Genomic DNA, 829 nt, shown 5'->3' with positions numbered 1-829 from the left:
TCATCCAGATTTTTTTGTGAATGAATCTGAAGAAAAGCAGCAAGAAATTCTTCAACTTTCTACACTTAACAATAAAGCTTTCCAAACCTTATCCAATCCAGATCAGCTTTTGGCTTATGTTTTAGCAGCTAAAGGGGAGTTAGAAGAAGGAGAGAAATACGAACTTCCTCAAGATTTTTTGATGGAAATGATGGAAGTAAATGAAGCTTTTATGGAATTAGAGTTTGATGCCGATGAGCAACAACTAGCACAAGTAAAACAAACTGTAGAAGAGTTAGAAGATAGTTTAAATGCTGAATAGAATCGTTTACTAAAGAATTTGAACAAGCTAAACCAGCTCAGCAATCGCTTATTTTAAGTCAGATAAAAGATATTTGGTATAGGAAAAAATATATGTTGCGAATACGAGAATCTATTAATAAGTTTGCAACCCGTTAAAGAGCTAATGTTCTTTAAAAAAATGCCCAGCTGGCGGAACTGGTAGACGCGTCGGTCTCAAACACCGATAGGAAACTGTGCCGGTTCGATTCCGGCGCTGGGTACTAATAAATTAAAAACCGCTTTCATTAAATATGGAAGCGGTTTTTTGTTTTTTAAATGTTTCAAGATTTTGTTGAATGGAACTTTTGGCTAAAATGTTTCTTAATTTTTTTTAAATAGAGCTTTTAAGTTAAGACGCTATCAATACTACCAAACTGGTTCAACTAACATATAAATAATATAAAGGGTGTTTAATCAGACAACGTTGTTAATAACCTCTATAATGACATGTTTTTACCCCAATAAGGGTCTTATTTTGCTCTACAATTAAAATTTAAACTACAATTTT

General features: G+C 32.8%; 1 protein-coding gene and 1 tRNA gene. Both read left to right on the top strand.

Annotation, left to right across the window (positions count from 1 at the left end):
* Positions 1-301: iron-sulfur cluster co-chaperone HscB C-terminal domain-containing protein (locus FA046_RS17165; protein ID WP_317130556.1), on the top strand; the 301-nt coding region annotated here is incomplete at its 5' end.
* A gap of 161 nt (positions 302-462) precedes the next feature.
* Positions 463-542: transfer RNA gene (locus FA046_RS17160), tRNA-Leu, on the top strand.
* Positions 543-829: the final 287 nt, after the last annotated feature.

This window comes from Pedobacter cryophilus, assembly GCF_005116455.1.
GTDB lineage: Bacteria > Bacteroidota > Bacteroidia > Sphingobacteriales > Sphingobacteriaceae > Pseudopedobacter > Pseudopedobacter cryophilum.
This window is presented reverse-complemented; position numbering and strand designations above follow the sequence as displayed.